We start from the raw sequence: 24223 nt of genomic DNA, 5'->3' as shown, positions 1-24223 counted from the left end.
CCCCCCCCACCCCCCCCCCCCCCCCCCCCCCCCCCCCCCCCCCCCCCCCCCCCCCCCCCCCCCCCCCCCCCCCCCCCCCCCCCCCCCCCCCCCCCGCCCCCCTGCCCCACAGTCGTTGTGCAGCCCCTGGAGGAAATCGTGTCCATCTCCCCTGAGCACGACCCCACGTCTTCCCGGCCCGTCACCATCGCGTTCAGCGGTCCCGACAACGTCGGCAAGACCAAGCAGATCGGCATCCTGGCCCGCCGCCTCGGCCCCGGCGGCCACGCCACCGGGCCGCTGGACGACCACGACCCGCGCTGGGACCGCATCAAGTCCACGGGCATGGGGGCCTGGTGGTTCGAGCGCGGCCCGATGGAGGAGGTGGTCGACGTGCTCGCCAGCTCCTACCTGGAGCGCTCCCGCAGGCCCACCACCGCACCGGTGCGCCTGATGGACCGGGGCATCCCGATGCTGGAAGCCTCGCTGGCAGCGACCGTCGCAGTGCGTGAACGGCTCAGCCCCGCCGAGGCTGCGGAACGGGCCGGCAAGCTGCTGGAGCCCTACACCGCCGACCTGCGCTCCGCTGAGGCCGCCGAACACGGCATCGTGCTCCTCCACGACGACGACCCGGTGATCGGCACCTCCCGCAGCCTCTCCCACGAGCGGCACGTCACCCCGATCTACGCGGACTACCAGCGGCACCTCCACCTGCAGGTGCACCGCCTGGCCGACGAAGGGCGGTGGGCCGAGGCCATCGTGATCGGCGAGCGCCGGGTCGTGGCCGTCCAAGACGAGATTCGTCGGCTTCTGCACCCGATCACCCCGCTCGTGCCGGCTCGCGCCCTGCCAGGGGTCCGGGTGATCGCGCTCGGCGGCATGTCGGAGAGCGGCAAGAGCACGGCGGGCGAGTACCTGCGGGTGAGGCACGGATACGCCCGCCTCAAGATCGGCTACCTGATCGAAGCCACCGCCCAGCCCGCCGGTATCGCCTACCCGTACGAGATCCCGGCCGTGGTGCGGGCTGAGCTGCTGATCGACGGTCTCGACCGGTACTGCGCGGCCCACCACTTCCTCGGCCACGTCACCATCGAGTCGCTGCACGACCAGGATGCGACCACCGAACTTCGAAAGATGCTCGGCGAGCAGCTGACCGTCGTGTACGTCGACGCGACGCCGGAGGTCCGTGCAGAACGCGGCACCGCCGGGCCCGAGGACGTGGTCGAGCGCGACGCCGTCAAAGCCCGTCGCGGGGCTGCCGGGATCGCCGCGCTCGCGCACGAGGTCGTCGACAACAACCGCGGCCGCCTGCACTTGGAGCGCCGCCTCGACGGCATCGCGCTGGCCCACCGCTGGCCGCTGCGGCAGCCGTCCAGCGCGCCGGTCAACACGCTGGGCCTGCCCGTCCATCTGGAGTCCTACCTGTCCGCGCTGCTGGACCGCACAACCTTTCAGCAGCCGCCCGTCATCGACCTCCTCGCGGTCACCGGCAGCGGAGCACGCGGGAAGTACCAGCACGGCTGGTCCGATCTGGACGTCTTCGTGGTCGCCGGGCAGGAGAGCATCCCCGGGATCCGGCGGGCTCTTGCCGAACTCGAAGCCGAACTCGGCGGCGTCAAGCTCGGCCTAACCGTCCTGACCCAGGACGAGTGCCGCACCGGGGCGGTCACCTCCCGACTGCTGCACGTCCTCGCGCTGATCGGCTCAGGCGGCCTCGTGCCGCTGTGGTGCCGCCCTGGTTTGGCCCTGCCCGCCCCGGACGCGGCCAGCGACGTGGCGGCCAGCGTCGAGGCAGGCGTTCAGGCGGCCATCGAGATCCGGCGCCAGCTCGTCAAGGGTGCCCCCGACCTCCGCGCCCTGTTCAAGATCACCGCGCTGCTGGCCAAGGTGATGCTCCGCTTCGAGGGCACCGAGCGGGCCTCCGACGACGACGCGCTGGGCGTCTTCCTCGACCGCGAGCCCGGCGCTGACCCCGGCCTGCGTCGCGAGGCACGCGAACACCGTGACAAAGCGATCTACTTGGCCAACATCGTCCTGGGCCACTGGCTGTCGACCATCGCCCTGCCCACGAGCCGCGCATGAACGCCCCTGCCACTTCAACGCCGGCCTTCCGCAAGCTCCTCGCCCCGGCCGCTGCGGACGCCGAGGTCCAGGGCTGGCAGGCCATCGCCCACGCACTGCCAGTGCCACGGCTGCTGGGCCGCGGCCAAACAGCCGGCAAGCACGTCGTGGCCTACGAGGACGTGTTCGCCACCGGCCGGTGCAGCATGCTGCTCGGCGACGTCATCTCGACCGCCGACCGCCACCCGAGCACCCTGCCCCGGGTCACCGCGCTGATCGATGCCGTCTGCGACAACCTGCTTGCAACAGTGGTTGACAGCGGCCGGACCGAGCCGCTGTCAGCCTGCGTGCCCGGCCTCTACCAGGACCGTATTCGCCCCGGAGGTCGGATCGACTCCTGGTACCTGTCCGGTCACCTCGCCGTCCCCGCCCCGCGTACCGACCAGCCGCCGCCGGTGCACACCCTCACGGGCCACATCTTCGTCGTCAACGGCGTCCCGCTGCGGCTCGATCTGCCCGCCATCGTCTGGGAGATCCGTGAAGCGCTCCATCCCGGCCGTACCTGGGTCACCGCCCTCACCCAGGGCGACCCGACCGAACCGAACATCGCCGACCCGCTGTGCTGGCTCGACTTCGAGTACGCCGGACGGAACACGCTCGCCGGTGAGATCGCGACCCTCCTCTGGTACCTGCTCGGCATGGGCGGTTGGCTGGTGCCGACCTACCAGCCCGACGTGTACGCCCGCACCCTGCCGCTGCACCTGCCACCGGTCGCCACCCCGCACCTCGAACACATCGACCACGACGAGCGCCACCGCCGTCTGGAAGTCCGCTACACCTGGCCGGTCGGCGCCGGGCGCCACGCGGCGATCACCCGTCTGCTGGAGCGTGTACGAGCCGACCTCGCCCCGGCCGCCGACCTCAATCCGGATCGGTTCCTCGCCCAGATCCGCCACTTCCTCGCCCTGCGGATCCTCGGCGTGATCCCGCCCGCCCGTCTCACCGGCCACGACCTGCTCCTGCTGCTGGCCAAGCTCGCCGAGACCCAGCACCCCGAGACCGTCGGCGAGACCTTCGCCCACACCCAGCCCTCACCGGCCACCGGCCCCGATGATTGGACCGACGATGACCGCACTCACGCCGCTTGAACTGCCCATCGCCGTCCTCCCGCTCCAAGGCAGGGTCGCCCTCGTGACCGGCGGGGCCACCGGGATCGGCGCCATGACCAGCCGGGCCCTGGCCGCCGCCGGAGCCACCGTCGCCGTCAACCACCTCGCCCAGATCCGCCAGGCCCGTACCGTCCTCGGCGACGTGCGACGCGAGGGCCGCACCGGCATCGAGGTCAGCGCCGACCTCACCGACCCCAACGCCGTCGCCGCGCTCGCCAGCCAGGTCGAGTCCGAACTCGGCCCGATCGACATCCTCGTCAACAACGCCGGCGCCTACCCCCGCATCCCATGGGACCAGCTCGGCGAAGACGAGTGGGCCCGCGCCATCGAGTCCAACCTGACCATCCACTACCGGACCTGCCGGGCCATCACCCCCGGCATGGCTGAGCGCCGATGGGGGCGCATCGTCAACATCGGCAGTGTCAACGCCCGCACCGGCCGCCCAGGGCTCACCGCCTACAGCACCGCCAAGGCCGGGCTGCTCGGCCTCACCAGGTCACTGGCCAGGGAGCTTGGACCGGACGGAATCTGCGTGAACACTGTCCTACCCGGGGCCATCCAGGTCGAGGCGGAGAACGGCCTGCCCACCCACCACCGTGCCCGCCCCGAGGACCAGATCCACCGCCAGTGCGTCCAGCGCCGGGGCCGCCCCGAGGACGTCGCCGCCGCGGTCGCCTTCCTCGCCGGACCCAGCGCGTCCTTCATCACCGGCCAGTCGTTGCACGTCGACGGCGGCTGGATCCTTCACTGACCCGCCGTCCCACCGAACAGGAAGCAGGCCACCATGCAGCACCGCGTCCGCGCCGTCCTCCTCACCCCGAACGACACCATGCTGCTGATCAAGCGCATCCGCCCAGGCATCGACCCGTACTGGGTGATCGTCGGCGGCAAGATCGAGCCGACCGACGCCGGCCCCGAGGACGCCCTCCGACGTGAGGTCCACGAGGAGATCGCCGGCGAAGCCGAGATCGTCAGCCTCCTCCACACCATCGAGACGGACGACGAGCGCCAGGACTTCTACCTCGCCACCATCGACAAGTGGAGCTTCGAGGACCGCAGCGGTCCCGAGTTCAGCCAGGAAGGCCGAGGCGAGTACCTCCTGGAGGAGCTCCCCCTCACCACCGAGGCGCTCGACGCGATCAGCCTCCTGCCCCAGGAGATCGCCACCGTCCTACGCGGAGCCGTCGAGCGCGGGGCACTCCTCGCAACCGGAACACCCTTCCCCGGCTCCCGTCGCAGCGAGGCCAGCGCCCACTGAGGCACGGACACACCACTGCCGCACAAACCTTTCCCCCGAAGGAGAGGTTTGCGCGGCAGCGGGTTGACAGAAAAGCCGTCCGTCAGACGTTGAAGCCGAGGGCGCGGAGCTGGTCGCGGCCGTCGTCGGTGATCTTGTCGGGGCCCCACGGCGGCATCCAGACCCAGTTGATGCGCAGGTCCTGGACCAGGCCATCGGTGGCGGTCTTGGCCTGGTCCTCGATGACGTCGGTCAGCGGGCAGGCCGCCGAGGTGAGCGTCATGTCGATGGTGGCCACGTCGGACTCGTCGATGTGGATGCCGTAGATCAGGCCCAGGTTGACGACGTCGATGCCCAGTTCGGGGTCGACGACGTCCATCAGGGCCTCGGTCAGGTCCTCCACGGACACGGTGCCGGCGGTGGTGCCGACGATGACGACGCCGTTCGGCTGGTCCTCCGCAGCGGAGGGGGTTTCGTCACTCATGGTCTGTCCTCCTCTGCGGGTCAGTCGTTCACGGCGGGGTGCTGGGCGAGCGCCTGGGCGGTGGCGTCCTTCCAGGCCATCCAGCTGAGCAGGGCGCACTTGACCCGGGCGGGGTACTTGGAGACGCCGGCGAACGCGACCGCGTCCTCCAGCACCTCCTCGTCGCCCTCGCCCTGGCCCTTGCTCTGCATCAGCTCCAGGAAGGCCTCCTGGACGGTCTGCGCCTCGCCGACGGTCTTGCCCACGACCAGGTCGTTCAGCACCGAGGCGCTGGCCTGGCTGATCGAGCAGCCCTGGGACTCGTACGAGACGTCGGCGACCGTCGAGCCGTCGAGCCGCACCCGCAGGGTGATCTCGTCACCGCAGGTCGGGTTGACGTGGTGCACCTCGGCGTCGCCGTCCCGCAGCCCCTTGCCGTGGGGGTTGCGGTAGTGGTCCAGGATGATGTCCTGGTACATCGAGTCGAGCTTCATGTCCTGCCCTGTCCCGTCAGCCGAAGAAGTTCCGGACGTGGTGCAGGCCGTCGATCAGCGCGTCGACCTCGCCCGGCGTCGAGTACAGGTAGAACGACGCCCGCGTGGTCGCCGGAATTCCGTACCGCAGGCAGACCGGCCGCGCGCAGTGGTGGCCGACGCGCACGGCGATGCCCTGCTCGTCCAGCACCTGGCCCACGTCGTGCGGGTGGATGTCGCCGAGGGTGAAGGAGATCGCGGCGCCGCGGTCGACGGCCGTGCGCGGGCCGATGATCCGCAGATCCGGGACCTCCAGCAGGCGCTCGACCGCGTACGCGGTGATCGCGTGCTCGTGCGCGGCGATCTTCTCCATGCCGATGTCCGACAGGTAGTCGATGGCCGCGCCGAGCCCGACCGCCTGGGCGATCGGCGGGGTGCCGGCCTCGAACTTGTGCGGCGCCGGGGCGTAGGTGGACGAGCCCATGGTGACGGTCTCGATCATCTCGCCGCCGCCGAGGAACGGCGGGAGGTCCTCCAGCAGCTCCTGGCGGCCCCAGAGCACGCCGATGCCGGTCGGGGCGAGCATCTTGTGACCGGTGAAGGCGACGAAGTCGGCTTCCAGCGCCTGGACGTCCAGCACCATGTGCGGGGCGGCCTGCGAGGCGTCGATGACGACCAGCGCGCCGACCGACTGGGCCTTGCGGACGATCGTCTCGACCGGGTTGACGGTGCCGAGCAGGTTGGAGACCAGGGTGAAGGAGACCACCTTGGTCTTCTCGGTGATCAGCTCGTCGATGTCGGACAGGTCGAGCCGGCCCTCGTCGGTGAGCCCGAACCACTTCAGCTTCGCGCCGGTGCGCTGCGACAGCAGCTGCCACGGAACGATGTTGGAGTGGTGCTCCATCTCCGTGATGACGATCTCGGAGTCGGCGTCCACCCGGTACGGCTCGTCGGCCCAACCGAGCATGTTGGCAACGAGGTTGAGCGACTCGGAGGCGTTCTTGGTGAAGATCACCTCGTTGCGGCTGGGCGCGTTGACGAAGGCCGCGACCTTGTCCCGCGCGCCCTCATAGAGCGCCGTGGCCTCTTCGGCGAGCACGTGCACGCCGCGGTGGACGTTGGCGTTGTGCCGCTCGTAGTAGGCGGTCAGGGCTTCCAGCACCTGGCGCGGCTTCTGCGAGGTGGCCGCGTTGTCCAGGTAGACGAGCGGCTTCTCCTCGTGCAGCACACGCTGCAGGATCGGAAAGTCCTTGCGGATCGCGTCGGTGTCGAGCAGACCCGTGAACGGATGCGTCACTCGGACGCGCCCCCCTTCACATACGCCTCGTAGCCCTCGTTCTCCAGCTTGTCGGCCAGCTCGGCACCGCCGGACTCGACGATGCGGCCGCCCGCGAAGACGTGGACGTAGTCGGGCTTGATGTACCGCAGGATGCGGGTGTAGTGGGTCACCAGCAGGGTGCCGACCTCGCCGGTCGAGCGGACCCGGTTGATGCCCTCGGAGACGATCCGCAGCGCGTCGACGTCCAGGCCGGAGTCGGTCTCGTCGAGGATCGCGATCTTCGGCTTGAGGAGCTCCAGCTGGAGGATCTCGTGGCGCTTCTTCTCGCCGCCGGAGAAGCCCTCGTTGACGTTGCGCTCGGCGAAGGCCGGGTCCATCTGGAGGGCGGCCATCGCCTCCTTGACCTCCTTCACCCACAGACGCAGCTTGGGGGCCTCGCCGCGGACGGCGGTGGCGGCGGTGCGCAGGAAGTTGCTCACCGAGACGCCCGGGACCTCGACCGGGTACTGCATGGCCAGGAAGACGCCGGCCTTGGCGCGCTCGTCGACGGACATCTCCAGGACGTCCTCGCCGTCCAGCAGCACCGAGCCGCCGGTGACGGTGTACTTGGGGTGGCCGGCGAGCGAGTAGGCCAGGGTGGACTTGCCGGAGCCGTTCGGACCCATGATCGCGTGGGTCTCGCCCTGCTTCACGGTCAGGTCGACGCCCTTGAGGATCTCGCGCGGGCCGTTCTCGGCCTCGACGGAGACGTGCAGGTCGCGGATTTCAAGCGTTGCCATGGGTACTCAGGACTCCTGGTTGACGGAGACGAGCACATCGTCCCCTTCGATCTTTACGGGGTAGACAGCGACCGGCTTGGTGGCGGGCAGGCCGGAGGGCTTGCCGGTGCGCAGGTCGAAGCTGGAGCCGTGCAGCCAGCACTCGATCATGCAGTCCTCGACCTCGCCCTCGGAGAGCGAGACGTTCGCGTGCGAGCAGGTGTCGTTGATCGCGAACACCCCCTCGTCGGTGCGGACGACGGAGACCGGCACGCCGTTGAGGTCCACGCGCTTGGGCACGTCCTCCTGGAGGTCGCTCAGCGCGCAGGCACGGAGGAAGGTCATCTGGATCAGACCGCCGCTTCCAGCTCGGCCTCGATCTTCTCCATCAGCTGGTCCTGGATCTCGGCGACGCCGATCTGCTGGACGAGTTCGGCGAAGAAGCCGCGGACCACCAGGCGGCGGGCCTCGTCGGCCGGGATGCCGCGGGACCGCAGGTAGAACAGCTGCTCGTCGTCGAAGCGGCCGGTCGCGGAGGCGTGGCCGGCGCCGACGATCTCGCCGGTCTCGATCTCCAGGTTGGGGATCGAGTCGACCCGGGCGCCGTCGGTGAGCACCAGGTTGCGGTTGAGCTCGTAGGTGTCGGTGCCCTCGGCGGCGGCGCGGATCAGCACGTCGCCGACCCAGACGACGTGGGCGTCCTGGCCCTGCAGCGCGCCCTTGTAGACCACGTTGGAGCGGCAGTGCGGGGTGTCGTGGTCGATGACCAGACGGTGCTCCAGGTGCTGGCCGGCGTCGGCGAAGTAGAGGCCGAACAGCTCGGCCTCGCCGCCGGGCGCGGCGTAGTTGACCCGCGGGTGGATCCGGACGACGTCGCCGCCGAAGGTGACGACCACGGACTTCAGCGAGGCGTCCCGGCCGACCAGCGCGGTCTGCTGGGCGACGTGGACGGCGTTGCGGTCCCAGTCCTGGACGGAGACGAAGGTGAGCTTGGCACCGTCGCCGACGAGCAGCTCGACGTTGGCGGCCCGGGTGCCGGTACCGGTGTGGTTGATCACCACGACGGCCTCGGCGAACGGCTTGACGTCGACCACCACGTGGGCGAAGCGGGTGCCGCCCTCGCCGTGCACGTCGATCTTGACCGGCCCGGTGAGCACCGCGTCCTGGGGGACGGTGACCACGAGCGCCTGCTCGAAGGCGCTGAACGCCTGCGCGGCGACCCGGTCGACGGGCTTGCCGGCCTTGCCCAGACGGGCGTCGTCGCGGCCGACGGTCTCGGCGGTGACGCCGTCCGGCAGGCTCAGCTCGACCTTGTCCTCGCCCTTGGCCGCCTCGGCGGCGGTGCCGTCGTGCAGGCCGCCCAGGCGGTGCATCGGGGTGAACCGCCAGTCCTCCTCGCGGCCGGTGGGCACCGGGAAGTCGCCGACCTCGAACGAGGGCTTGACGGCGACCCGGGCGTCGATCGGCTGCTGGACGGTGGCGCGGCCGGTGCCGGGGCCGGCGAGCTGGGCGCCGGCGCCGGCGGTGCCGACCTCGATCGACCCGGCGGTGGTGGAGCCGGTGGTGGTGTTGACGTCAGCCATGGCTGTCGTAGTGCTCTCTTCCTCGAAAAGCTCGAAAAGTCGGTGGGCGGTCAGCGGCTGGACGTCAGCCGACCGCACCCTCCATCTGCAGCTCGATCAGCCGGTTGAGCTCCAGCGCGTACTCCATCGGCAGCTCGCGCGCGATCGGCTCGACGAAGCCGCGGACGATCATCGCCATCGCCTCGAACTCCGTCATGCCCCGGCTCATCAGGTAGAACAGCTGGTCCTCGCTGACCTTGGAGACCGTCGCCTCGTGGCCCATGGACACGTCGTCCTCGCGGACGTCCACGTACGGGTAGGTGTCCGAGCGGGAGATGGTGTCCACCAGCAGCGCGTCGCACAGCACGTTGGACTTGGCGCCCTTGGAGCCCTCGCCGATCTCGATCAGACCGCGGTAGGAGGTCCGGCCGCCGCCGCGCGCCACCGACTTCGAGACGATGTTGGAGGAGGTGTTCGGCGCCATGTGCACCATCTTGGCGCCGGCGTCCTGGTGCTGGCCCTCGCCCGCGAAGGCGATCGACAGGGTCTCGCCCTTGGCGTGCTCACCCATCAGGTAGACGGCCGGGTACTTCATGGTGACCTTGGAGCCGATGTTGCCGTCGACCCACTCCATGGTCGCGCCCTCGTACGCCACGGCGCGCTTGGTGACCAGGTTGTAGACGTTGTTCGACCAGTTCTGGATGGTCGTGTAGCGGCAGCGGCCGCCCTTCTTGACGATGATCTCCACGACCGCGGAGTGCAGCGAGTCGGAGGAGTAGATCGGCGCGGTGCAGCCCTCGACGTAGTGGACGTACGCGTCCTCGTCGACGATGATCAGCGTCCGCTCGAACTGGCCCATGTTCTCGGTGTTGATCCGGAAGTAGGCCTGGAGCGGGATGTCGACGTGGACGCCCTTGGGCACGTAGATGAACGAGCCGCCGGACCACACCGCCGTGTTCAGCGCGGCGAACTTGTTGTCGCCGGCCGGGATGACGGTGCCGAAGTACTCCTTGAAGATCTCCGGGTGCTCGCGCAGCGCGGTGTCGGTGTCCAGGAAGAGGACGCCCTGCTCCTCCAGGTCCTCGCGGATCTGGTGGTAGACGACCTCGGACTCGTACTGGGCGGCGACACCGGCGACCAGGCGCTGCTTCTCGGCCTCCGGGATGCCCAGCCGGTCGTAGGTGGCCTTGATGTCCGCGGGCAGGTCCTCCCAGGACTCGGCCTGCTTCTCGGTGGAGCGGACGAAGTACTTGATGTTGTCGAAGTCGATGCCGGAGAGGTCGGAGCCCCAGGTCGGCATGGGCTTCTTGCCGAACAGCTTCAGGCCCTTGAGACGCAGGTTCAGCATCCACTCGGACTCGTTCTTCTTCGCGGAGATGTCGCGGACGACCTCCTCGCTGAGCCCGCGCTTGGCCGCGGCACCGGCGGTGTCCGGGTCGGCCCAGCCGTACTCGTAGGTGCCCAGGCCCTCGAGCTCGGGGTGCGAAACGGTGTCAGTCATGCGAGCTTCCTAACGCGCGGACGCTGAATCTTCGGTGGACGTACCGGCAGTCGGCACTGCATCGGAGCCGCGGCCCGCGGAACGCCGGGCAGGCGACGATGCGGCACCGGGTGCCGGCACATAGGTGGTGCAGACCCCGTCGCCGTGGGCGATGGTGGCCAGCCGTTGCACATGGGTGCCCAGCAGCTGGGAGAAGACCTCGGTCTCCGCCTCGCAGAGCTGCGGGAACTGCTCGGCGATGTGCGCGACCGGGCAGTGGTGCTGGCAGAGCTGGGCGCCTGCCGGGGCCTTCGCCACGGCCGGCGGGACCCGCCGCACCGTGGCAGCGTACCCGTCCGCGCTCAGCGCCTGGGCGAGCGCCTCGGTGCGCTCCCCCGCCTCGGCCAGCCGCAGGAGCTCCAGGTACCTCTCGCCCTGCTTGCCGAACCGGGCCCGGGCGAAGGCGGCGACCGCCTCCTCGCCCGCCTTGCCGCCGCCGACCGAGTCGGAGATCCAGCGCAGCGCGTCGGCGGCGAGCTGGTCGTACGCCTGGTAGAAGGCGTCCCGGCCGCCGTCGGTGAGGGCGAAGACCTTGGCCGGGCGGCCCCGGCCACGGCTGCCGTAGACCCGCTGCTCGCGGGACTCGACCAGGCCGGCGGCGGCTAGTCCGTCCAGGTGGCGGCGGACGGCGGCGGCGGTGAGGCCGAGCCGGGTCGCCAGGTCGGCGGCGGAGGAGGGGCCGTGGTCGAGGATCGACCGGGCGACCCGGTCCCGGGTGGCCCGGTGGCCCTCCAGCAGCACCTCGGCCGCCGTCACGGGCACGTCGCACCCGGGGGCCGACTCGGCCTCCTGGGGCGTGGCGTGCTCGCGCATGTTTTTCACAACACCAGTGTTGCGTAATTACTTCCGACAGGACAAGCCGTGATGCAGGCCTCACTCGTGTCATCTGTCACGCAGGTAAGCCTTACCTGACCTGCAAAAACGATCATCGAGGGCGCCGTCCGGGCCCGGCGTCGGGGCCTCTTACACTCGCCGGTATGCACTCCGAACCCGCGGTGAAGATCGCCGGGCTGGTCAAGCACTACGGCGACAAGCCCGCGGTGGACGGCCTCGACCTCACCATCGCACGCGGCGCGATCACCGCCGTCCTCGGCCCCAACGGCGCCGGCAAGACCACCACCATCGAGACCTGCGAGGGCTACCGCCGCCCCGACGCCGGCACCGTCCGCGTCCTCGGCCTCGACCCGGTCGCCCAGAACGCCGCGCTGCGCCCCCGGATCGGCGTCATGCTGCAGTCGGGCGGCGTGTACGCGGGCGCGCGCGCCGTCGAGATGCTGCGTCACACCGCCGCACTGCACGCCCACCCGCTGGACGTCGACGCGCTGGTCGAACGGCTCGGCCTCGGCTCCTGCGGCCGCACCGCCTACCGGCGCCTGTCCGGCGGCCAGCAGCAGCGGCTCGCCCTGGCCATGGCCGTCGTCGGCCGCCCCGAGCTGGTCTTCCTGGACGAGCCCACCGCCGGACTCGACCCGCAGGCCCGGCGCGCCACCTGGGAACTGGTCCGCGACCTGCGCCGGGACGGCGTCACCGTGGTCGTCACCACCCACCACATGGACGAGGCCGAACAGCTCGCCGACCAGGTCGCCGTCATCGACCGCGGCCGGGTGATCGCCACCGGAAGCCCCGAGGAGCTGTGCCGCGGCGGCGCCGAGAACGCCCTGCGCTTCGACGGCCCGCCCGGGCTCGACCTCGGCCCGCTGCTCAAGGAACTGCCCGAGGGCGCCACCGCCACCGAGACCACCCCCGGCGGCTACCGCGTCGAGGCGCCCGTCGACCCGCAGCTGGTGGCCACCGTCACCGGCTGGTGCGCGGCCTCCGGCGTCCTGCCCGAACGGCTGTCCGTCCAGCGCCGCAGCCTCGAAGACGTCTTCCTCGACCTGACCGGACGGGACCTGCGCTCGTGAGTACGACCACCGACTACTCCCCCAAGCCCGGCGCGGCCCCGGTCGGCCGGATGCTGCTCGCCCAGACCGCCTTCGAGACCAGGATGCTGCTGCGCAACGGCGAACAGCTGCTGCTCACCGTGGTCATCCCGACCGTGCTGCTGGTGCTGTTCTCGGCCGTGGACATCGTCGCGGTGGACGGGCCCGGCAAGCGGGTCGACTTCCTGGCCCCCGGCCTGCTCGCGCTGGCCGTGATGTCCACCGCCTTCACCGGGCAGGCCATCGCCACCGGCTTCGAGCGCCGCTACGGCGTGCTGAAGCGGCTCGGCGCCAGCCCGCTCCCGCGCTGGGCACTGCTGACCGCCAAGACCGGCTGCGTCCTGGTCACCGAGGCGCTGCAGGTCGCGCTGCTGTCGGCGATCGCGCTGGCGCTCGGCTGGTCCCCGCACGGCAACCCCCTGTCGGTCGTCGCGCTGCTGGTGCTCGGCACCGCGGCCTTCTCCGGCCTGGGCCTGCTGATGGCCGGCACGCTCAAGGCGGAGGCCACGCTGGCCGCCGCCAACCTGGTGTTCATCCTGCTGCTGCTGGCCGGCGGGGTGATCGTGCCGCTGAGCAGGTTCCCCTCGGCCGTGCAGTCGGTGCTGGAACTGCTGCCGATCTCCGCGCTCTCGGACGGCCTGCGGTCGGTCCTCCAGCACGGCGCCGGGGTGCCCTGGTCCGACCTCGGCATCCTGGCCGGCTGGGCCGTCCTCGGCCTGGCCGCCGCGGCCCGCTTCTTCCGCTGGGAGTAGCCCCCGGCCCCGCACGTGAACCGCTACGTACATGAGGCCGCACCGCACGTGAGGCCGCACCGCACGGGAACCGCCCCCCGGCCGCTTCGGCCGGGGGGCGGTCTCACGTCACCGACGGAACGTCAGCTCTGGCTGCCGCGACGCTTGCGGGCCAGCAGGACGAGCGCGCCACCGACCAGCAGCACGCCGCCGCCGGCCGCCGCGATCATCGGGGTGGCGTCGTTGCTACCGGTCTGGGCGAGCGCCGGGCCACTGGTGGTGGGCGTCGGGACCGGGGTCGGGGTCGGCGTCGCGGTCGCGGTCTTGCTCGCGGTGGGCGAGGCCGACGGGGTCGGGGTCTTGGTGGGCGTGGGAGTCGGCGTCGGAGTCGTGGTCTGCGACGGGGTCGGGGTGGGAGTCGGGGTCGAGGTCTTGGTGGGCGTGGGGGTGGGAGTCGGCGTCGGAGTCGGCGTGTGGCACGGCTCGATCGTCTTGGTCTCGTTGATGTTCCAGCCCTTTTCGTTGGGCGTCTCCGTCGTGTTCACCACGAGGTTCGCCTTGACGGGGGCCGTGTGGTCCTTCACCGGGAAGGTGCCGTGGAACTCCGCGGGGAAGGCCTTGGCGTCCAGGACCTTCTCGCCGTCGATGGTGAGGCTGACGGTGTTCTTCACGTCGGGCTTCGGGCTGTAGTTGATCAGATCGATCACGATCTTGTCGCAGGTCACCGACCAACTCGGCACGTGCGCCGAGGCGTTGGTTGCCAGCGCCAGAGGCAGGAGAATTCCGGCCGCCGCCGTCCCGGCGAGTGCCGCCGCGCCGATCCGCATGTGCCGCTGCTGTCGCGCCATTTACGCTGTTCCCCTCAGAACGGTCTTGCGCAGCAGGCGTGTTGAAGGTTTCGCGGTGGCCCGCTACGACTGTCCGGGGGACTCTACCGGCACTCCCGCACCTCTCCACACCCCGCCGTACGACCGAATTTCGTCTGTTGGTCCGTCGTCTGATGTGTATGACCAGCCCATCACAGCTGCCACCTCGCGGAACGCGGATTCGGCAAACTTGAATGAACTTCGTCACCTGACTGAAATACGTGCGCCCTCGGTGATCAGGTTCAATCACCAAGGGCGCAACACCGGTCGACCGGCGAAATGATCAGGCCTTCTTCGCCGCCCGACGCCGGGTGACGACCACGATCGCGCCACCGGCCGCGAGCACCACCGCGCCGCCGATCGCCAGCGGCACGACGGGCCCGGAGCCGGTGTGCGCGAGGTTGCCGCCCGCGTTCGCCTGGGCGGACGGGCTCGCCGAGGCCGAGGCCGAGGCGGCCGGCACACCCGCCGAGGCGGTGGCCGACGGGCTGGCCGAGGCACCCGCGCTCGGCTTGCCGCTCACCGGGGCGGAGGGCGTGTCCGAGGGGCTCGCCGAGGTCCCGGGCGTGGCCGAGGTGCCGGGAGTCCCGGGCGTGGTGGAGGCCGACGGCGTCCCGCTCGGCACCACCGGCGGCACGGTGGGCGTGGTGGACGGCGTCGGGACGACGACGCCGGGCAGGCAGCCGGCGAACGGGTAGTGGTGCGTCTCCGCCCCGCCCTTGCCGGTCAGCGAGGCCGCGATGACCGAACCGTTGACCGGGCCGCCGCTGCCGAGGTCGAAGGCGGCGTTCGGCGCCAGCACGGTGCCGGCCCAGGCGGCCTTGCTGCTCTTGACCACCTTGGTCGCGGTGGGGAAGTTCCACAGCAGCTTGGCGCGGATCGCCCCGCCGGCCGCGCTCTGCAGCTTGTCGTCCAGGACGAAGGACGCCTTGGCCTCGTCCCACAGGTGGAAGCCCGTGGTCCCGGCGGCCGCCATGTCGTACGAGCCGCCGGTCACGGTGACCACGGTGACGGACCCGGCCGGCACCTTGAGGAAGACGTCCTTGGCGCCCTGGAGCTTCGCGGCGTCGACGGTGAAGCTGTTGTACTTCGCGTCGCCGCCGGTGAACGTGAGCTTGGCCCCGTCGGCCTGGACGGTGGCGCCGGCGGTCTGCGGCGCGGCGGCCAGCGCGGTGGAGGCGGCGCGCAGCTTGGCGAACTCGGCCTTGAAGTCGATCGGGGAGGCGCCCTGGGCGATGGCGCCCTGGTGGGCCTGGACGACGGCGCCGTCGGCCTTGGAACCGTAGACGCCGCTGCCCTTCATCACCTGGGTGTTGCGGCCGGTGATGCGGCCGGCGACCACCAGCGCGTTCTTGCCGGGCAGGGCGTCGACCTCGGCGGGGGTCAGCTCCTGGCCGACCGAGAAGCCGCCGGTGAAGTCGGCGTTGCCGCCCACCGCGACGGCGCCCTCGGCGTCGGGGGTGTGGGTGTCGTCGCCCTCGATGAACTCGCCGTAGAGGTTGGCGACCCCGAGGCTGCGGCACTCCTGGCCGGGGTCGGCGGCGTGGGCGGCGGCGGGGGCGATCAGGCCGGCCAGTGCGAGCGAGCCGCCGACTGCGAGCGCGGCGGCGGACGTGGGTATGCGCATGTGCAGGTCTCCGCTTGTGCGGGAGGAGTGGGAGAGGTCCGAAAAAGGTATGGACCAATCCGCACTCTTTCGGCCTCGCAGGTGATTGGTCAAGACCAATGACCGCCTTGACCGAAGAGTCCGGTTTGCGCCCCGTCCGGCCCGGTGCGGGCGACGCCCACGCGGCACCCGCGCCCCGCCCCAAGATCGGCTGTAAGGCCGCCTACGATTGACCCCGTGCCTAATCCCTTCTCCCTGCTCGCCGACCGCTGGCAGCCGTCCGCCGTGATGGTCCGGCGCGCCGCGTTCGCCGCGCTGGTGATGAGCGTGGTGATCGTCGTCACCGGCGGCGCCGTCCGCCTCACCGCCTCCGGCCTCGGCTGTACGACGTGGCCCCGCTGCACCGCCGACAGCCTGACCCCGACCGCCGAGATGGGCTTCCACGGCGTCGTCGAGTTCACCAACCGGATGCTCACCTACGTGCTGAGCGCCGCCGTCGGCTGGGCCATCCTGGCCGCCCGCTGCCACCGCCCCTGGCGGCACAGCATGACCAGGCTCGGCTGGGCGCAGTTCTGGCTGGTGATGAGCAACGCGGTGCTCGGCGGCATCACCGTGCTGACCGGCCTCAACCCGTACACCGTCGCGCTGCACATGATCGCCGCGATGGCGCTGGTGTGGGTCGCGCTGCTGATGTGGGAGCGGTCGAAGGAGGGCGACGGCGTCCCCAAGCTCGCCGTGGCCCGCCCGATCCACCAGCTCTCCTACGTGCTGGTCCTGGTCGTCGGCCTGCTGGTCGCGGCCGGCACCCTGGTCACCGGCGCCGGCCACCACCCGGGCACGCCGAAGGACAACAAGATCGTCCCCCGGATCCCGATCGACTACGACAGGCTGGCCCAGTTCCACGCCGACCTCGCGTTCGTGTCGGTCGGCCTGGCCATCGCGGTGCTCTTCGTCTTCGCCGCCGTCAAGGCCCCGCCGGCGGCGAAGGCCCGCGCCAAGGAACTGCTGGCGGTCCTGCTCCTCCAGGGCGTACTGGGCTTCATCCAGTACTTCACCGACGCCCCCGAGCTGATGGTCGGCCTCCACATGCTCGGCGCCACCCTCACCTGGATCGCCGCCCTCCGCATCCCCCTCGCCCTGCGCGTACGCGAGGTCGAGGCCCCCGCCGCGCCCCTGCCCGCCCAGACCCCACAGGCTGCCACCGTCTGAGCCTCGTCGAAGGCCCCCATCCTCGGATGGGGGCCTTCGACGTGTCACAACAGCCGCCGCCCGTCGTGGCTCCGGATACTCGGCGACGTGTCCCCCCGAAGCGCGTCCAACACCCGCACGGCATAGACCTCCGCCATGCGCACGGAGACCTCGTCCGCCGTGAGCCAGTCGACCTCGACCGACTCATCCGAGAGCCGTACTTGTCCGCCCTCAGGCCGACACCGGAAGACCAGCGCGACAACCCCTCGACGCAGGTTCTTGTAGACACCGGTCAGCCGCTCCACGCCGGCGTGGATCCCGGTCTCCTCGTAGACCTCCCGGCACACGCCGTCTTCGATGCCCTCGCCCAGCTCCAGCACGCCCCCCGGCGGCTCCCAAGCCCCGTTGTCAGCCCGCCGAATCGCCAGCACCCGCCCGTCCTCCCGCACCACCACCCCCGCGACGGACACCAAGTGGAGTGGCGTCACGCTCGCACCACCGGGTGGATCAGATCGAGGAGCATCACGTCGTGCCGAGCCGCGCCGTCCCACGGGATCGCCGACCCGACGCGCCGGTAGCCCCACACTCGGTAGGACGCCCGGGCCGCAGCCGCCTCTGGTCGGGTGTTCAGCATCACCCGGGCGTTGTCGATGCCCTCGATGAGGACGCGATGCATGCGAGTGGCGACGCCCTGGCGCCGCCACCGGGGCCGAACCGCCAACTCGAAGAGACCGAACGTGCGCTTTCCGTCCTCATGCCTGGGGTTCTCGGGCACGGGATCGATCAGGGTGTCCCACCATCCGGTGTCCGCCGACAGCGGGTAGCCGTACGCCATGCCCACAACGGTGTCGCCGTCGAAGGCGATGGCCGCCTGGAACCCCCGCCGACGCGCCTGCGAGCGGAACCGGCGAAACGCCCGCTCCACGTCGGTCGGCCCCTCGCCGTAGGGGGCTTCCGCGAACGCCTCCGAGAACACCTCCTTCAACTGGCCCTCCAGCTCGACCGCCTGCTCGCCGTCCAACAGCCGAACCACCACCGTCACACCGTCCTCTGTTTCCGGGCCGAAACCCCGAGCGATCGAAGTTCCTCGACGCAGTCTCGCGCCATCGCCGTATCAACAGGACGACCAGCGGCTACGAGCCCTGCGGCCTCTCGACCGACCACCAGCGCTGGTTCGAGGCGGCCTACACCGACGCCCCCGTCGTCACCCAGGTCAATGACGGCCAGGCATCGGCCGATCCGCCCGACCCAGCCGACGTTTGGCGCTCCTCCTCCGCCTCCGCCCCTCGATCGTCGTCCGCATGCTCCGCGACCTCGACGTCCGACCCGGAATGAACGTCCTGGAGATCGGCACCGGCACCGGCTGGCTGGACCAACCGGCCCGACTCGTCCGGGTGCTCGACCGCGAGGAGCTGCCCCGTTGAGCCCACGGCAACGGCCCGGCTCCCCCGCCTGAGGGAGCCGGGCCGTCGCCGTGGGCGCCGAAGTGATCAGCCGCCGAGCTGGATGCCGGCCATGCGCTTCCACTCGTACGGGCCGGTCTTCACCTTGAGGGCCAGCTCGCCCTCGAAGTCGTCGTGCAGGGTCAGCCCGGCCAGTTCGGCGGCCCGGCGACCGACGGCGTAGCTCGGGGCCACCTGGTCGCCCCAGGCGCCGTCCGCGCCCACCACGACGATCCGGGTGGCCACGGCGCCGACGTACTCGACGACCGCGTCGGCGCCGCCCCCGTGCTGGCGGGCGAAGCTGCTGAGGTGCTTGGCGATGCGCTTGGCGCGGCGCTCGGTACGGGCGTCCGGCGCGGTGGCGGTGGCGGTCTCTGCGCTGCTCATGCCCGCATGCTACCCACCGGTAGTCGAGCTGGCGACGGGAGCGCCCTGTGCACCGGGCCACATACTGGAGGCGTGACCTTCTCCGGCTGGCCGGCCGCGGCGCTCGACTTCTACGAGCACCTCGAAGCCGACAATTCCAAGACCTTCTGGCAGGCCCACAAGGAGCAGTACGACAACGACGTACGGACCCCGATGGAGCTGCTGCTCGCCGAGCTGGAGCCGGAGTTCGGGCTTGGGAAGATCTTCCGTCCCAACCGCGACGTCCGGTTCAGCGCCGACAAGTCTCCGTACAAGACGCACATCGGCGCCCACCTGGAGACCGGCGGCTACGTCCAGCTCTCCGCCGACGGCCTGGCCTGCGGCAACGGGATGTACCAGCTCGCCCCCGACCAACTGGACCGCTACCGCGCCGCCGTCGCCGAGGACGTCAGCGGCGCCGAACTGGAGCGGGTGATCGCCGCGGTGGAGCAGGACGGCCCCCAGGTGCACGGCCGGGACTCCCTCAAGACCGCTCCGCGCGGCTTCCCCAAGGACCACCCGAGGATCGAGCTGCTGCGCCACAAGGGCCTGGTCGCCTGGCAGGAGTGGGCGCCCGCGAAGTGGCTCGGCACCCGCGGCGCCCACACCCGGATCACCACCTTCCTGCGCGCCTCCCAGCCGCTCCGGGACTGGCTGGACGACCACGTCGGCCCGTCCGAGCTGCCGGCCCGGTGAGAACGCGAAGAGCCCCGGTCCACCGGACCGGGGCTCTTCGACGTCGGACGGGCCCTACTTCACGAACGGGTCGATCGCGCACACCACGAACAGCAGCGACAGGTAGGTGATCGACCAGTGGAACAGCCGCATCTCCTTCAGCTTCGCGCCCACCACGCCGGCCTTGGCCCGGCCGTACAGCGCGTGCGCCTCGCGCAGCCAGAACCCGCCGAGCAGCACCGCCGCGACGGGGTACAGCCAGCTCATGTGCCCCAGCGGCCACACCGCCAGCGAGGTCGCCACCATCACCCAGGAGTAGGCGACGACCTGCTTGCCGACCGCGACGTTGCCCTTGACCACCGGCAGCATCGGCACGCCGGCCCGCTCGTAGTCCTCGCGCACCTTCATCGAGAGCACCCAGGTGTGCGGCGGCGTCCAGAAGAACACCACCAGGAACAGCGCGACCGCCGCCCAGGACAGCGAGTTGGTGACGGAGGACCAGCCGATCAGCACCGGCATGCAGCCGGCGATGCCGCCCCAGACGATGTTCTGCGAGGTGCGCCGCTTGAGCCCCAGCGTGTAGACGAACACGTAGAACAGCAGCGCGCCGAGCGCCAGTCCGGAGGAGAGCCAGTTGACGCCGAAGCCCAGCAGCAGGGTCGAGACGATCGCGAGGGCGATGCCGAACACCAGCGCCTCGCGCGGCGACACCATCCCGGTGACGATCGGCCGGCGCTCGGTGCGGGACATCACCGCGTCGATGTCGCGGTCGATGTACATGTTGAGGGCGTTGGCGCCGCCCGCCGAGAGGTAGCCGCCGACCACGACCTTCAGCACCAGCAGCATGTTCGGGACGCCCTGCTGGGCGAGGAACATCACCGGCACCGTGCTCATCAGCAGCAGTTCGATGATCCGTGGCTTGGTCAGTGCGACGAAGGCGCCGACACGGGCCCCGATGGGCCGGTGCGCAGGAGTCGCCCCGGTGACCCCGGCGGGACGGGTTTCGACGGCGGTCACTAACACCCCAACTGAAGATGAATCCTCGCAGGCGTCCACAGGAACGAAGGGTCCCAAATCGTCCGCTCTGCGCGTACCACGCCACCTTAGACGCTCCATATATCCCATCCGGCTCCGGGGTCCCCCGGCGAGGCCGATGGCACACCCCCGGGTGAACCGACCGGGTGAAGCCACGGAGCCGTTCCGGCGCGCCGCCGCAACCCGTCCTGACCACCGGAGCGGCAGGGTGCCGTAAAACAGGAGAGCCTGGGACAAAATCAGGCAGACCGCCCTGGTGGGAATCACCATCCGGATTTCCTGGTTGTCCCAGCACGGAGGGTGAGCCCCGGGCCGGACGGTAGGCTCGCACGCAGAAGCGGGATCTACCCTCCGTGACCGGCACCACCCAGCGTCGAGACCACAGCGCCGTGGCCGACCCGGTCCCCTTTCACGGGGTCACTCTTCACAACGGAAGGAGCCCTGAGACAGGGTGAGCACGACGCCGACGAACGCATTCGAGTGGTCCGAACTGGATGAGCGCACGGTTGACACAGCGCGGGTCCTGGCCATGGACGCCGTCCAGAAGGTCGGCAACGGACACCCCGGGACGGCCATGTCGCTGGCCCCCGCGGCGTACCTGATCTTCCAGCGTTTCCTGCGCCACGACCCGACCGACCCCTCCTGGGTCGGCCGCGACCGGTTCGTGCTGTCCCCCGGGCACACGAGCCTGACCCTCTACACCCAGCTGTACCTGTCGGGCTACGGCCTGGAGCTGGACGACCTCAAGGCCTTCCGCGTCGCGGGCAGCCGCACCCCGGGCCACCCGGAGCACGGCCACACCGCGGGCGTGGAGACCACCACCGGCCCGCTCGGCCAGGGCATCGCCAACGCGGTGGGCATGGCGATGGCCGCCCGCTACGAGCGCGGCCTGTTCGACCCGGACGCCGCCGCCGGCGAGTCCCCCTTCGACCACACCATCTGGGCCATCGTCTCCGACGGCGACCTGGAGGAGGGCATCTCCGCCGAGGCCTCCTCGCTGGCCGGTCACCAGAAGCTGGGCAACCTGGTCGCCCTGTACGACGACAACCACATCTCGATCGAGGGCGACACCGAGACCGCCTTCTCCGAGGACGTCCTCAAGCGCTACGAGGCGTACGGCTGGCACGTCCAGCGGGTCGCCCCGAAGGCCAACGGCGACATCGACGTGGCCGTCCTGGCCGACGCGCTGGCCGCGGCCAAGGCCGAGACCACCCGTCCGTCGATCATCGCGATGCGCACGATCATCGCCTGGCCGGCCCCGGACGCCCAGAACACCGCCAAGGCGCACGGCTCCGCGCTCGGCGCCGCCGAGATCGCCGCCACCAAGAAGGTCCTGGGCTTCGACCCGGAGAAGACCTTCGAGGTCTCCGACAAGGTGATCGAGCACGCCCGCGAGGTCATCAAGCGCGGCAAGGCCGCCCACGCCGAGTGGGAGCAGTCCCTGGAGGCCTGGCGCGCCGCCGACCCGCAGCGCGCCGCCGAGTTCGACCGCATCCAGGCCGGCGAGCTTCCCGAGGGCTGGAAGAAGACCGTCCCGGTCTTCCCCGCCGGCAAGGACGTCGCCACCCGCAAGGCCTCCGGCGAGACCCTCAAGGCGATCGGCGCGGTCATCCCGGAGCTGTGGGGCGGCTCGGCCGACCTCGCCGAGTCCAACCTCACCACCATCGACGAGGACAGCTCGTTCCTCCCCGAGGGCAACCCGCTGAAGAGCGCCAGCCCGTACGGCCGGACGATCCACTTCGGCATCCGCGAGCACGCCATGGGCTCGGCCATGAACGGCATCGCCCTGCACGGCAAGACCCGCGTGTACGGCGGCACCTTCCTGGTCTTCGCCGACTACATGCGCCCGGCCGTTCGCCTGGCCGCGCTGATGAAGCTGCCGGTCACCTACGTCTGGACGCACGACTCGATCGGCCTCGGCGAGGACGGCCCGACCCACCAGCCGGTCGAGCACATGGCCTCGCTGCGCGCCATCCCGGGCCTGGCCATGGTCCGCCCGGCCGACGCCAACGAGACGGCCGTCGCCTGGCGCACCGTCATCGAGCGCCAGACCACCCACCCCGGCCCGGTCGGCCTGGCGCTCACCCGCCAGAACGTCCCGACCTTCGACCGCGAGGTCTTCGGCTCCGCCGAGGGCACCGCGAAGGGCGGCTACATCCTGGCCGAGGCCTCCAGCGGCGACCCGCAGGTGATCCTGCTGGGCACCGGCTCCGAGGTCCAGCTGGCCGTCAAGGCCCGCGAGGTGCTGGAGGCCGAGGGCATCGCCACCCGGGTGGTCTCGGTGCCGTCCTTCGAGTGGTTCCAGGAGCAGGACCAGGCCTACCGTGACAGCGTGCTGCCGCCGTCGGTCAAGGCCCGGGTGTCGGTCGAGGCCGGCATCGGCCAGGGCTGGCGCGAGCTGGTCGGCGACCACGGCCGGATCGTCTCGCTGGAGCACTTCGGCGCCTCCGCCGACTACAAGGTGCTCTTCGAGGAGTTCGGCCTGACCGCCGAGCGCGTGGTGGCCGAGGCCCACAACGCCCTCCGTTCCCTTGAGGCCGTCAACCGCTGACGCCCCCTGGGCCGTGCGCCCGCCCGCACGCGGGCGCACGGCCCCCTCTGACTACCCCACGAAGCAGAACAAAAAAGGACTGAAGCACCATGACTGACGCACTGAAGCGCCTCAGCGACGAAGGCGTGGCGATCTGGCTGGACGACCTCAGCCGCAAGCGGCTGAACACCGGCAACCTCGCCGAGCTGGTGCAGAACAAGCACGTGGTGGGCGTTACCACCAACCCGACCATCTTCCAGAAGGCCATCGGCGGCGGCGACGACTCCTACGACGGCCAGCTGCGCGACCTCGCCGTCCGCAAGGTCACCACCGACGAGGCCGTCCGCATGATCACCACCTCGGACGTGCGCGACGCGGCCGACGTGCTGCGCCCGGTCTACGACGCCTCCAACGGCCGCGACGGCCGGGTCTCCATCGAGGTCGACCCGCGCCTGGCGCACGAGACCGCGGCCACCGTGGCCGAGGCCAAGCAGCTGTGGTGGCTGGTCGACCGCCCGAACGTCTTCATCAAGATCCCCGCCACCAAGGCCGGCCTGCCCGCGATCGCCGAGGTGATCGGCCGGGGCATCAGCGTCAACGTCACGCTGATCTTCTCGCTGGAGCGCTACAAGGCCGTCATCGACGCCTACCTGACCGGCCTGGAGGCCGCCAAGGCCAAGGGCCTGGACCTCTCCCAGATCGAGTCGGTCGCCTCCTTCTTCGTCTCCCGCGTGGACACCGAGATCGACAAGCGCCTGGAGAAGATCGGCGGCGACGCCCGGGACCTTCGCTCCAAGGCCGCCCTGGCCAACGCCCGCCTCGCCTACCAGGCGTACGAGGAGGTCTTCGGCTCGGTCGACGGCAAGTCCGCCGGCAGCGCCCGCTGGCGCTCGCTGGAGGCCGCCGGCGCCAAGCCGCAGCGCCCGCTGTGGGCCTCCACCGGTGTCAAGGACCCGGCTCTGCCGGACACCCTGTACGTCACCGAGCTGGTCGCCCCCGGCACGGTCAACACCATGCCCGAGGCCACCCTGGAGGCCACCGCCGACCACGGCGTGGTCACCGGCGGCACCATCGTCCCCAACTACGCCGACGCCAAGGCCGTGATGGACGCCATCGCCGCCGCCGGCGTGGACTACGACGACGTGGTCCAGGTGCTGGAGGACGAGGGCGTGGAGAAGTTCGAGCAGTCCTGGAACGAGCTGCTCGACACCGTCACCGCCTCGCTCGCCTCCTTCGCCGGCGAGAAGTGACCGTTCGCTCACACAGCCAGCGCACGAAAGCGGAGCCCAACAAGTGAGCACT

25 protein-coding genes are annotated in these 24223 nt (G+C 70.8%); 11 read left to right on the top strand and 14 right to left on the bottom strand.

The annotated features are described in order from the left end of the window. Positions 1 to 138: 138 nt before the first annotated feature. The 4 genes from AC07AL_RS18225 to AC07AL_RS18210 are packed head-to-tail and all read left to right on the top strand — an operon-like array spanning position 139 to position 4467. Complete coding sequence (locus AC07AL_RS18225; protein WP_363627946.1) at positions 139 to 2061, top strand: nucleotidyltransferase domain-containing protein; 1923 nt, start codon at positions 139 to 141, stop codon at positions 2059 to 2061. Beyond that, complete coding sequence (locus AC07AL_RS18220; protein WP_363627947.1) at positions 2058 to 3188, top strand: hypothetical protein; 1131 nt, start codon at positions 2058 to 2060, stop codon at positions 3186 to 3188. The genes AC07AL_RS18225 and AC07AL_RS18220 overlap by 4 nt, the downstream gene beginning before the upstream one ends. Next, a complete protein-coding gene (locus tag AC07AL_RS18215; protein WP_363627948.1) occupies positions 3166 to 3960 on the top strand; it encodes an SDR family NAD(P)-dependent oxidoreductase in 795 nt (264 codons plus the stop codon). The genes AC07AL_RS18220 and AC07AL_RS18215 overlap by 23 nt, the downstream gene beginning before the upstream one ends. 33 nt (positions 3961 to 3993) lie before the next feature. Then, the gene (locus tag AC07AL_RS18210; protein ID WP_478317793.1) at positions 3994 to 4467 is read left to right on the top strand and encodes an NUDIX hydrolase; all 474 of its coding nucleotides are present in this window, start codon (positions 3994 to 3996) and stop codon (positions 4465 to 4467) included. An 82-nt stretch (positions 4468 to 4549) separates the two neighbouring features. On the opposite strand, the gene AC07AL_RS18205 is transcribed toward AC07AL_RS18210, so the two are convergent. The 8 genes from AC07AL_RS18205 to AC07AL_RS18170 form a co-directional block, all read right to left on the bottom strand. After that, positions 4550 to 4930, bottom strand: coding sequence for a metal-sulfur cluster assembly factor (locus AC07AL_RS18205; RefSeq protein ID WP_350880450.1), 381 nt, complete (start codon positions 4928 to 4930; stop codon positions 4550 to 4552). A 20-nt stretch (positions 4931 to 4950) separates the two neighbouring features. Further along, positions 4951 to 5403, bottom strand: a complete 453-nt coding sequence (gene sufU / locus AC07AL_RS18200) for a Fe-S cluster assembly sulfur transfer protein SufU (RefSeq protein ID WP_063349529.1) — start codon at positions 5401 to 5403, stop codon at positions 4951 to 4953. A gap of 16 nt (positions 5404 to 5419) precedes the next feature. Beyond that, complete coding sequence (locus AC07AL_RS18195) at positions 5420 to 6679, bottom strand: cysteine desulfurase (RefSeq protein ID WP_350880453.1); 1260 nt, start codon at positions 6677 to 6679, stop codon at positions 5420 to 5422. Beyond that, a complete protein-coding gene (sufC, locus tag AC07AL_RS18190) occupies positions 6676 to 7440 on the bottom strand; it encodes a Fe-S cluster assembly ATPase SufC (protein ID WP_030290237.1) in 765 nt (254 codons plus the stop codon). Before sufC ends, AC07AL_RS18195 begins: the two co-directional genes overlap by 4 nt. A 6-nt stretch (positions 7441 to 7446) precedes the next feature. Then, positions 7447 to 7764: a bifunctional 3-phenylpropionate/cinnamic acid dioxygenase ferredoxin subunit gene (locus AC07AL_RS18185; protein WP_063349526.1), complete on the bottom strand. Its 318-nt coding sequence runs from the start codon at positions 7762 to 7764 to the stop codon at positions 7447 to 7449. Positions 7765 to 7769: 5 nt separating this feature from the next. Beyond that, positions 7770 to 9002, bottom strand: a complete 1233-nt coding sequence (sufD, locus tag AC07AL_RS18180) for a Fe-S cluster assembly protein SufD (protein WP_363627949.1) — start codon at positions 9000 to 9002, stop codon at positions 7770 to 7772. A gap of 64 nt (positions 9003 to 9066) precedes the next feature. Then, positions 9067 to 10482 (bottom strand): Fe-S cluster assembly protein SufB, encoded by a 1416-nt coding sequence (gene sufB, locus AC07AL_RS18175; RefSeq protein ID WP_063349524.1) that lies wholly within the window; start codon positions 10480 to 10482, stop codon positions 9067 to 9069. Between the two features lie 9 nt (positions 10483 to 10491). After that, entirely contained in the window at positions 10492 to 11334 is an 843-nt protein-coding gene (locus tag AC07AL_RS18170) for a helix-turn-helix transcriptional regulator (RefSeq protein WP_350880459.1), read from the bottom strand. A 164-nt stretch (positions 11335 to 11498) separates the two neighbouring features. On the opposite strand from AC07AL_RS18170, the gene AC07AL_RS18165 reads away from it, so the two are divergent. After that, the gene (locus AC07AL_RS18165; RefSeq protein WP_363580457.1) at positions 11499 to 12425 is read left to right on the top strand and encodes an ABC transporter ATP-binding protein; all 927 of its coding nucleotides are present in this window, start codon (positions 11499 to 11501) and stop codon (positions 12423 to 12425) included. A 50-nt stretch (positions 12426 to 12475) separates the two neighbouring features. Beyond that, positions 12476 to 13195, top strand: a complete 720-nt coding sequence (locus AC07AL_RS18160) for an ABC transporter permease (protein ID WP_363580676.1) — start codon at positions 12476 to 12478, stop codon at positions 13193 to 13195. 122 nt (positions 13196 to 13317) lie between these two features. On the opposite strand, the gene AC07AL_RS18155 is transcribed toward AC07AL_RS18160, so the two are convergent. Both AC07AL_RS18155 and AC07AL_RS18150 read right to left on the bottom strand, forming a co-directional pair. Continuing rightward, positions 13318 to 14022, bottom strand: a complete 705-nt coding sequence (locus AC07AL_RS18155; RefSeq protein ID WP_363580455.1) for an LAETG motif-containing sortase-dependent surface protein — start codon at positions 14020 to 14022, stop codon at positions 13318 to 13320. A gap of 301 nt (positions 14023 to 14323) precedes the next feature. Then, on the bottom strand, positions 14324 to 15667 hold the full coding sequence (locus tag AC07AL_RS18150; RefSeq protein WP_400986519.1) for a choice-of-anchor A family protein: 1344 nt from the start codon (positions 15665 to 15667) through the stop codon (positions 14324 to 14326). 267 nt (positions 15668 to 15934) lie between these two features. On the opposite strand from AC07AL_RS18150, the gene AC07AL_RS18145 reads away from it, so the two are divergent. Next, complete coding sequence (locus AC07AL_RS18145) at positions 15935 to 16855, top strand: COX15/CtaA family protein (protein ID WP_478317794.1); 921 nt, start codon at positions 15935 to 15937, stop codon at positions 16853 to 16855. Positions 16856 to 16899: 44 nt separating this feature from the next. Here AC07AL_RS18145 and AC07AL_RS18140 read toward each other — a convergent pair whose 3' ends face one another. Together AC07AL_RS18140 and AC07AL_RS18135 are read right to left on the bottom strand one after the other, a co-directional pair. Beyond that, entirely contained in the window at positions 16900 to 17304 is a 405-nt protein-coding gene (locus AC07AL_RS18140) for an NUDIX hydrolase (RefSeq protein WP_363627998.1), read from the bottom strand. Between the two features lie 14 nt (positions 17305 to 17318). After that, entirely contained in the window at positions 17319 to 17876 is a 558-nt protein-coding gene (locus tag AC07AL_RS18135) for a GNAT family N-acetyltransferase (protein ID WP_478317791.1), read from the bottom strand. Between the two features lie 259 nt (positions 17877 to 18135). Between AC07AL_RS18135 and AC07AL_RS18130 the strand changes: the two genes are divergently transcribed. Beyond that, positions 18136 to 18258, top strand: coding sequence for a hypothetical protein (locus AC07AL_RS18130; protein ID WP_400332509.1), 123 nt, complete (start codon positions 18136 to 18138; stop codon positions 18256 to 18258). A 66-nt stretch (positions 18259 to 18324) separates the two neighbouring features. Here AC07AL_RS18130 and AC07AL_RS18125 read toward each other — a convergent pair whose 3' ends face one another. Further along, complete coding sequence (locus AC07AL_RS18125; RefSeq protein ID WP_350880471.1) at positions 18325 to 18663, bottom strand: hypothetical protein; 339 nt, start codon at positions 18661 to 18663, stop codon at positions 18325 to 18327. A 72-nt stretch (positions 18664 to 18735) separates the two neighbouring features. Here AC07AL_RS18125 and AC07AL_RS18120 point away from each other — a divergent pair, with 72 nt between their 5' ends. Further along, the gene (locus AC07AL_RS18120) at positions 18736 to 19377 is read left to right on the top strand and encodes a DUF2461 domain-containing protein (protein ID WP_400807447.1); all 642 of its coding nucleotides are present in this window, start codon (positions 18736 to 18738) and stop codon (positions 19375 to 19377) included. A gap of 54 nt (positions 19378 to 19431) precedes the next feature. Here AC07AL_RS18120 and AC07AL_RS18115 read toward each other — a convergent pair whose 3' ends face one another. Beyond that, positions 19432 to 20379 (bottom strand): heme o synthase, encoded by a 948-nt coding sequence (locus tag AC07AL_RS18115; protein ID WP_363580445.1) that lies wholly within the window; start codon positions 20377 to 20379, stop codon positions 19432 to 19434. A gap of 463 nt (positions 20380 to 20842) precedes the next feature. On the opposite strand from AC07AL_RS18115, the gene tkt reads away from it, so the two are divergent. Both tkt and tal read left to right on the top strand, forming a co-directional pair. Next, positions 20843 to 22942 (top strand): transketolase, encoded by a 2100-nt coding sequence (tkt, locus tag AC07AL_RS18110; protein WP_478317790.1) that lies wholly within the window; start codon positions 20843 to 20845, stop codon positions 22940 to 22942. Between the two features lie 89 nt (positions 22943 to 23031). Then, entirely contained in the window at positions 23032 to 24171 is a 1140-nt protein-coding gene (gene tal, locus AC07AL_RS18105) for a transaldolase (RefSeq protein ID WP_063349514.1), read from the top strand. The last annotated feature ends 52 nt before the right edge of the window (positions 24172 to 24223 follow it).

The sequence above is a fragment of the Kitasatospora sp. NPDC043949 genome (genome assembly GCF_056435365.1).
Note: the sequence above shows the minus strand (reverse complement) of the source record. Positions and strands in the feature narration are given on the sequence as shown.

What these genes read in the sequence shown, in the direction of transcription:
- AC07AL_RS18220 (WP_363627947.1), top strand. Translation starts at nt 2,058, where the DNA reads ATGAACGCCCCTGCCACTTCAACGCCGGCCTTCCGCAAGCTCCTCGCC.
- AC07AL_RS18215 (WP_363627948.1), top strand. Translation starts at nt 3,166, where the DNA reads ATGACCGCACTCACGCCGCTTGAACTGCCCATCGCCGTCCTCCCGCTC.
- AC07AL_RS18210 (WP_478317793.1), top strand. Translation starts at nt 3,994, where the DNA reads ATGCAGCACCGCGTCCGCGCCGTCCTCCTCACCCCGAACGACACCATG.
- AC07AL_RS18205 (WP_350880450.1), bottom strand. Translation starts at nt 4,930, where the DNA reads ATGAGTGACGAAACCCCCTCCGCTGCGGAGGACCAGCCGAACGGCGTC.
- sufU (WP_063349529.1), bottom strand. Translation starts at nt 5,403, where the DNA reads ATGAAGCTCGACTCGATGTACCAGGACATCATCCTGGACCACTACCGC.
- sufC (WP_030290237.1), bottom strand. Translation starts at nt 7,440, where the DNA reads ATGGCAACGCTTGAAATCCGCGACCTGCACGTCTCCGTCGAGGCCGAG.
- AC07AL_RS18185 (WP_063349526.1), bottom strand. Translation starts at nt 7,764, where the DNA reads ATGACCTTCCTCCGTGCCTGCGCGCTGAGCGACCTCCAGGAGGACGTG.
- sufD (WP_363627949.1), bottom strand. Translation starts at nt 9,002, where the DNA reads ATGGCTGACGTCAACACCACCACCGGCTCCACCACCGCCGGGTCGATC.
- sufB (WP_063349524.1), bottom strand. Translation starts at nt 10,482, where the DNA reads ATGACTGACACCGTTTCGCACCCCGAGCTCGAGGGCCTGGGCACCTAC.
- AC07AL_RS18170 (WP_350880459.1), bottom strand. Translation starts at nt 11,334, where the DNA reads ATGCGCGAGCACGCCACGCCCCAGGAGGCCGAGTCGGCCCCCGGGTGC.
- AC07AL_RS18165 (WP_363580457.1), top strand. Translation starts at nt 11,499, where the DNA reads ATGCACTCCGAACCCGCGGTGAAGATCGCCGGGCTGGTCAAGCACTAC.
- AC07AL_RS18160 (WP_363580676.1), top strand. Translation starts at nt 12,476, where the DNA reads ATGCTGCTCGCCCAGACCGCCTTCGAGACCAGGATGCTGCTGCGCAAC.
- AC07AL_RS18155 (WP_363580455.1), bottom strand. Translation starts at nt 14,022, where the DNA reads ATGGCGCGACAGCAGCGGCACATGCGGATCGGCGCGGCGGCACTCGCC.
- AC07AL_RS18150 (WP_400986519.1), bottom strand. Translation starts at nt 15,667, where the DNA reads ATGCGCATACCCACGTCCGCCGCCGCGCTCGCAGTCGGCGGCTCGCTC.
- AC07AL_RS18145 (WP_478317794.1), top strand. Translation starts at nt 15,935, where the DNA reads ATGGTCCGGCGCGCCGCGTTCGCCGCGCTGGTGATGAGCGTGGTGATC.
- AC07AL_RS18130 (WP_400332509.1), top strand. Translation starts at nt 18,136, where the DNA reads ATGCTCCGCGACCTCGACGTCCGACCCGGAATGAACGTCCTGGAGATC.
- AC07AL_RS18125 (WP_350880471.1), bottom strand. Translation starts at nt 18,663, where the DNA reads ATGAGCAGCGCAGAGACCGCCACCGCCACCGCGCCGGACGCCCGTACC.
- tal (WP_063349514.1), top strand. Translation starts at nt 23,032, where the DNA reads ATGACTGACGCACTGAAGCGCCTCAGCGACGAAGGCGTGGCGATCTGG.